The sequence below is a fragment of the Mucilaginibacter sp. genome, assembly GCF_036383575.1.
Classification (GTDB): domain Bacteria; phylum Bacteroidota; class Bacteroidia; order Sphingobacteriales; family Sphingobacteriaceae; genus Mucilaginibacter.
The window spans coordinates 1-6,770 of sequence record NZ_DASVOB010000423.1; the positions used below are offsets into that span (position 1 = coordinate 1).

Below are 6,770 nucleotides of genomic sequence, written 5' to 3' on the forward strand. Positions count from 1 at the left end.
TAAATGGTGTTTTCTATTTTGAGAGCCCATTTAAATGCAATCAGAAGAGAACATAAAATCACTTATCAGGAAATACATTTCCGGTCAATATACTCCTGAAGAATTGGCAGAGATCCGGGAGTTTATTTCAAAACCCGAATCACAACAGCTTTTTGATGAGGTGCTGGAGGAGCAGGGAACCAGCCTTATTCCTGAAAAAGATATCGACCAGCCCCACCTTGATGATAAACTCAATCTTTTTTATCAAAAACTGCAACAGCAAACACAGTATGAGGTTCCGGAACGAACACCACGTGTTGTATCTATTTTTAAAAGAGGTTACCTGCGCCACGTCGCTATCTGGACAGTGTTTGTACTGGGTGCAGCTATTTATGGTATAACGCGTTTTCGCAAAGTACCGGTAAAAGAACAGATAGCTTTTCACGAGCAGGTGAACCCCTTAGGCCAGCGATCAAAAATTGTGCTGCCCGATAGCTCGGAAGTTTATCTTGGGGCAGGTAGCAGGTTGCATTATCCCGATAGGTTTGCAAGTAATACCCGTGAGATTTCTTTAGAGGGCGAAGCCTTTTTCCAGGTAACTAAAAATCCCCATAAACCATTTATCATCCATACCGGTACCGTACAAACCCGGGTATTGGGCACTTCATTCAAAATAGATGCTTTTAAAGATCAGCCTTTATCAGTTTCTGTTGCCACCGGTAAGGTTAGGGTTGATGATGTAAAGGGGAACAAAATTAAATCATTAGCTGTGCTGATACCCGGCCAAATGGTTACCTACAATAACAGCCAGGCAATTACTTCGGCAGTGTTGGCTACCGAGGTGAGCGACTGGAAAAATGCATTGCTTTCATTTCATAACCGCAGCCTGAAAGACGTCACTTCAATACTTGAGCGCTGGTATAATGTGAAAATCCTATACCACAAGCCAGCCATCGCTAATAAAAAAATATCTGTTGCCTTACAAGCCGATATGCCATTAAATAAAATTATGAAAGTGCTGGCGGCAACCGCTCATTTCAATTTTATCATATCCGGCCAGGAGGTGAATGTCAATTAACAATGATTCAGGTAATAAATACACGCTAACGAAAGGACTGGATATGTAACCTATTTGTACAAACAAAAAACGTCCCCTGCCATTGGCCGGGAACGCGTAATGCTTATAAACCGTGTGATTTTCGACCTCCCGCGGTTTAAATAAATAACCCATACCCTGAACAGGTATGGCCATTTAACAGATCATCGCCTCGCGGCGAATAACTTCATTATGCTCAAAAATATGCAAAAAGGATTAAAAGAATATCCTTCAATCCGATTTTTTATGAAATGCTCTTTTGTGCTCATTGTTGTCAGGCTCACTTTTATAGGCATGCTGATGGCAAGCAATGTGAAAAGTCAGGACCTTGATCGCCAGATAAGCTTACAATTAAAAAATGTAAGCGTGGCGGAAGGCCTGACAGTTATAGGCAAACAAGGCAATATCAGGTTCTCCTTCCAGGAGCAAACTATGGATGCCGAAAAAAAGAATGTGACCCTGGTTGCCGAACATATTTCGGTAAGGGACGCATTGAATAACCTGTTAGCACATACCGGTTTGGAGTACAAACTGGTGGAAGGATATGTTGTAATAGGCAACAAGCCTGTACCCTTGGTTATAACCGGTACCGTAAAAGATGAAAAAAACGGCGAAACGCTGATAGGTGTTGCGGTTAGAGTAAAAACCACCGGTGCCGCCGTTGCCACCGATGCGAACGGGCGCTTTAAAATAACCCTGCCCGAAGGCGGGGCAACGTTGGTATTAAGTTACATCGGCTATCAAACTAAGGAAGTAAAGGTTGGTCCGCAGGATCGTGAGCTGACCATCACCCTCAAAGCCTCATCAACCCAACTAAGTGAGGTAACCGTACAGGCAAGGAGACGAACCAACACTGAAATTTCTGTATTGGCCGAAAGAAAGAAAGCCGCCATTGTGCAGGATGCTATCTCGGCTGCACAAATTGAGCGTACTGCCAGTATCACCACTACTCAGGCTCTGCAAAGGGTATCGGGCGTAACGGTTACCGATGATAAATATGTAGCCATCCGCGGCCTGGGCGACAGGAGCGTGATCGGCCAGTTGAACGGCATCCGCCTGGCTTCGTCAGATCCCGACCGCAGCGCTATCCCGCTCGATCTGGTACCGGCATCATTGCTGGATAACATCACCATTTTTAAGACTGTAACCCCCGATAAGCCGGCCGATGCCGCCGCCGGTATTGTGGAACTGAAAACTAAATCGGTACCTGACAGTATGGTGTTTGAAGTTGCGGCCCAATCGGGTTTTAACTCAAATATTGGTGTAGGCGGACAGTTCAATAGCTTTTATAACAGCGATATGGGTTTCTTGGGCCAAAAAATCAATAAAAAAGACCTGAGCAAAGATTTTCTTGATCTGGGTACCAAGTACAAAGGTGGCCTGTCGCAAATTCAAAAAATGATAGCCAATAGCGGCTACAGTGCCGAAACCCGGCAGGAGGTAAACCGCATTAACGGCATTATGCAGGGTTTTGATCCAGTTTTAACCACCCGTTATAAGCAGGCACCGCTTAACCAGTTGTATTCGGCATCGTTTGGTAATAGCTATACGCTGTTTAAAAAGCACAAGCTTGGTGTGGTTGCAGGTGTAAACTATTACAGCCGCACTACTGATATCTCTGGCGGTGATGTGCAGCAATACAGCATATACCAGGGCGTAATTACCGGTAACCCGCAGGTTTACAGTCCGCGTAATATTCCTAACTATATCACGCCCAATAACCTTTACATGGGCAGGTATCAAACTTATAAGGAAAATACCGGTACCCAAACCCTTAACTATGGCGGTTTATTAGGATTAACTTATCGTTTCAGCCCGCAGCACGAGATCAGCATGCAATACCTTGGTAGCTGGGGAGGCGAAACGCAGGCATACAATCTAAACGGTAAGTATGATTATACCGGTTTGCCGGGCGAAGTAAAAAGTACGGTTTATTCGCTAAAACAATCGTATCGCAAGCTGAACACGTTTAACTTACAGGGCGAGCATAAATTTTTAAAAGGTGCTTATTCGCCACGTTTAAGTTATAACGTAGCCTCATCAAAGGCAGGCCAAAATGATCCCGATTATCGTTTCGTAAACCTTGCCGATTATACGCCAAGGGGAGGAGCCTACATTGCAGATCCAACGGTAGGTTCTACAAACACCAATCCTGGATCAGTTTATACAAATCATTTATACGCGTTGTCATCAGGTTATGTAAACGGTTTTGGTGCTTACGGCATTATCCAGGCCGAGCCTAACGGTCGCCGCTACCGCAACTTATCCGAAACAAACTATAACTACAAGGCCGATTTGACCCTGCCTTTTAAATTTTTAGGTAAAAAACAGGAATTTAAAGTTGGTGTGAATTACCTTAACCGCGACCGCGTATTTACAGAGAACGTGCTGTTTTTACCGGGATCGAATTTTTCCTCTTTAGGAGCGCAGCCGTTGTACAGGGTGGAAGGCAACCTTGATCGTTTAGTAAGCTCAGAAGTAATAGGTATCCACCCAGCAGCCTCCGGAACGGGAGAGGGCGCAGCACCTATTGGCGGCTTTTTATACAATAGCCAAAAATCACCTAATAACTACAAAGGCTTTTTTGAAACCAAGGCTGGTTATGCCATGCTCGATATGAAACTTGCCGAAGATTTAAGGGTGACAGGCGGTGTAAGGTTCGAATCAACAAATATCCAGTCGGCGGTTGATACTTCGGGTGTTTTTCTTGATCCGGCATTAACCACAACCCGCCCGGACGGCTCGCACATTCCTCTTTCATTAACCAACCCTAACTCGGTATATAAACAAAGCTATAAGCCATTTTACTCGTTAAACATGACTTATAACTATAAGGAGAATATGAACTTTAGGGCCGGTTTTAATACCACGCTCGCCCGCCCGGAATTAAGGGAGATCACCAATGTGTTTGAATTCGATGCTTTTCAGGGCGGTTTGGTTGTTGGTAACCCTAATTTGATCAATCAATCAACCCAAAATCTCGATTTCAGATGGGAATATTTCCCTGCGGCAGGCGAGGTGCTCTCTTTTTCATTGTTTGGCAAGCGGATAAAAAATCAATTGTACAAAGTGTTCAGCCTGCAAACGAGCGGCCTTGCAGCCACTTATCCCGAATACCCAACCATCCGGTTTGAAAACGACCCTAACACAGGTAAGGTATGGGGATTGGAAGTAGAGATTGTTAAAGATCTGGGCAAATTATGGAGCCCTTTAAATAATTTCTTCATAGGCTCCAACCTGATGCTGGCGCAAAGTGATATCAAAAAATCGGCACAGCGTTTAGAGGCTAACCGCTCTATCGATCGCCACTCGCCGGATAACAGTCCGCTGTTTGAGCAGGCCCCTTATTCTGTAAATGGCTGGTTAAACTATACCAACAAGCGTTGGGGAACCACCTTTACCGGCACATTCAATATGGTAGGCGAGCGCCTGGTGCAGATAAACCTAACCGGCGAACCCGACCTGTATACCCGTCCAGTGCCGGTGCTCGATTTTGTGTTCAGTCAGCGTTTAAACCGCAAAATACTGTTTAAAGGTTACATCAAAAACATGCTTAACCCCGCTGTGAAAACAGTTTATGCCAACCCCGGTACCGGCGGCAAATGGTATGGCGGCGAATACATTAACCGCAGCTACCAGCGCGGCAGCGAGATCATGCTTGGTTTCACCTATAACTTATTGTAACCATGAAAAAATTGAATAAATATTTAAGCAACCCGGTATTAGCGGTTTGTTTGGTTTTGACGCTGGTATCTGCTTCCTGCAAAAAAGCCAAGTTCGATCCTGTAATTGATAACCGGGCCGTTACTGATGCACGCAAAAACTCTACTGTGCGTATTGTTAACCTTGGCAGCTACAACCAGTTGCAGGCTAATGGCGATACTTTAACAAATTATGTAATAAGGGACAAGAATGGGCCATTGTTTGATAGTTATCCGGCTACCAAATATTTTCCAACCAATGGCAGGCTTAGCACCACCTGGGCTATCCCACAAGCGCTTTTAAATAATGGGGCAGCAAAATTCATAGCCGAAACAAGCGGTTACCAGGAAACGCCAACCAAAGTTGAATTTAGCGTGCAGGAAAGCGCGCAGCAACCGGTTGATTACTATCTGCTGCCGTCTCAGGCCTATATGCAGGTAACCGGTTTGCCTGCGTATTTAAAAGTGCCGCGTTCAATTGCCCCGGCTGCTGATGCCTCGCATTTTAAGATCAGGCTGTTTAACCTTGCAGGTACCGTAAACAACGACCCGCGTTTGGAAAACCTGGTTGGGCCGCTTACGCTTACCTGGGCCGATGGTACACCAGTAAGCAGCCAAACCAGTAACGTAGCACCCGGAACTTATTCTGAATATATTGATCTGCCTTATACTACAGCACAATTAAAAGTGCTTACTACAAGCGGTCTGCAGATACCCGGCTATGAATCTACATTGGTTTTAAACCCTGTAAATTCGGATATTGTGCATAGCCCGGGCCTTTATTATGCGCCAATTAAAACTTATGCGCCGGGCGGCGTTTACACCATGGTGGTTACGCCAAGGAAATATAATGTTCCCTTAGCCGGTACAACAACCGACGAAACCACCTCGGCGAATCAAAACAGCTTAAGGTTGATAGCCGATATTACCGAGCCGGTTAACGTTACCTATTTCAGGATGCAGGCCGTGAATACCCTGCCTGGAGTAAATGGTGTTAAAATACTGGTAAACGGCAAAACATTAGGTGCAGCTATTGATTACACTGCACATACCGATTACGATACTTTCATCATCGGGCAATATGATATTCAGGCAGTAAGCGCTTCTGGAGCCGTTTTGGCCAGTACTAAAGTTAAGGCCGAGGCCAACAGTAACTACACGCTTTGGTTAAACCCAGGTGCCGATGGTAAACCGATTATTGCCGCCGTGGCAAACGACCTGAGCGGAACTTTGGTAACCAATGCTACCGATGACGCTACTTATGCCCGCTACAGCAACGAGTTTTCATTCAGCATGCGTTTCCTGAACCTGAGTCCGGATGTTCCGTATTTAACACTCACTACCGATAATGCACAGGATTTTGTTAGCCAATATGGATTTGATACAGGCGCGGTAACTAATCTGCAACCAGGCAAAGTACCCATTGAGTTTCCTTACGTCCGTGCTGGTTTTGATGCAAAACCTTACCAGATCATGGCATTCCGTTCTAAACCTACGGTGGTTCCTGGTACCTGGGCCAGTGATATCCCCGTGATTAACAGTAAAGACCTTATTGCCCGTCCGGCACTGTATGTAAAAGGGGTTTTGCCAAACCACGAGGCCGGTTTTTATACCATAGCCCTTGTTGGTAAAACCGGTGCGCGGGCAAACGCGGCGGATAAAGCTAAAATGATCATTGTAAAACACAGCAAATAAAAAATTATGCTACGATCAAGATTACAATATATAATGATGAGTGCTGTGGCCCTGCTGATTTTAGCTTCGGGCTGTAGTAAGGTAGAATATAGAAAGATAGATAGCCCCGCCTATTTACGGGTATTTAATAACCTGAACTATACCATATCACTTCAAAACAAAGACGAACCAGTTCCCTTTCTGACGATGCTGATCGACCCTCAGACCGATCAGGACGGGATGCCCGTAAGCGCCGCCATTAAGGGTGATTTCCTGGATCAACGCGATCCTTACGCACCGCCATATCCATCGCATGCGGG

The 6,770-nt window shown here is 45.3% G+C and carries 3 protein-coding genes and 1 pseudogene; all 4 read left to right on the forward strand.

The genetic code is table 11. The features are described from left to right. Positions 1 to 34 precede the first annotated feature (34 nt). Complete coding sequence (locus VF500_RS14780; protein ID WP_330860401.1) at positions 35 to 1,057, forward strand: FecR family protein; 1,023 nt, start codon at positions 35 to 37, stop codon at positions 1,055 to 1,057. A gap of 264 nt (positions 1,058 to 1,321) precedes the next feature. Then, positions 1,322 to 4,759, forward strand: coding sequence for a TonB-dependent receptor (locus VF500_RS14785; protein ID WP_330860402.1), 3,438 nt, complete (start codon positions 1,322 to 1,324; stop codon positions 4,757 to 4,759). A 2-nt stretch (positions 4,760 to 4,761) separates the two neighbouring features. After that, the gene (locus VF500_RS14790) at positions 4,762 to 6,471 is read left to right on the forward strand and encodes a DUF4397 domain-containing protein (protein ID WP_330860403.1); all 1,710 of its coding nucleotides are present in this window, start codon (positions 4,762 to 4,764) and stop codon (positions 6,469 to 6,471) included. Between the two features lie 6 nt (positions 6,472 to 6,477). After that, positions 6,478 to 6,770: pseudogene (locus VF500_RS14795) on the forward strand (hypothetical protein); the annotation flags it as partial.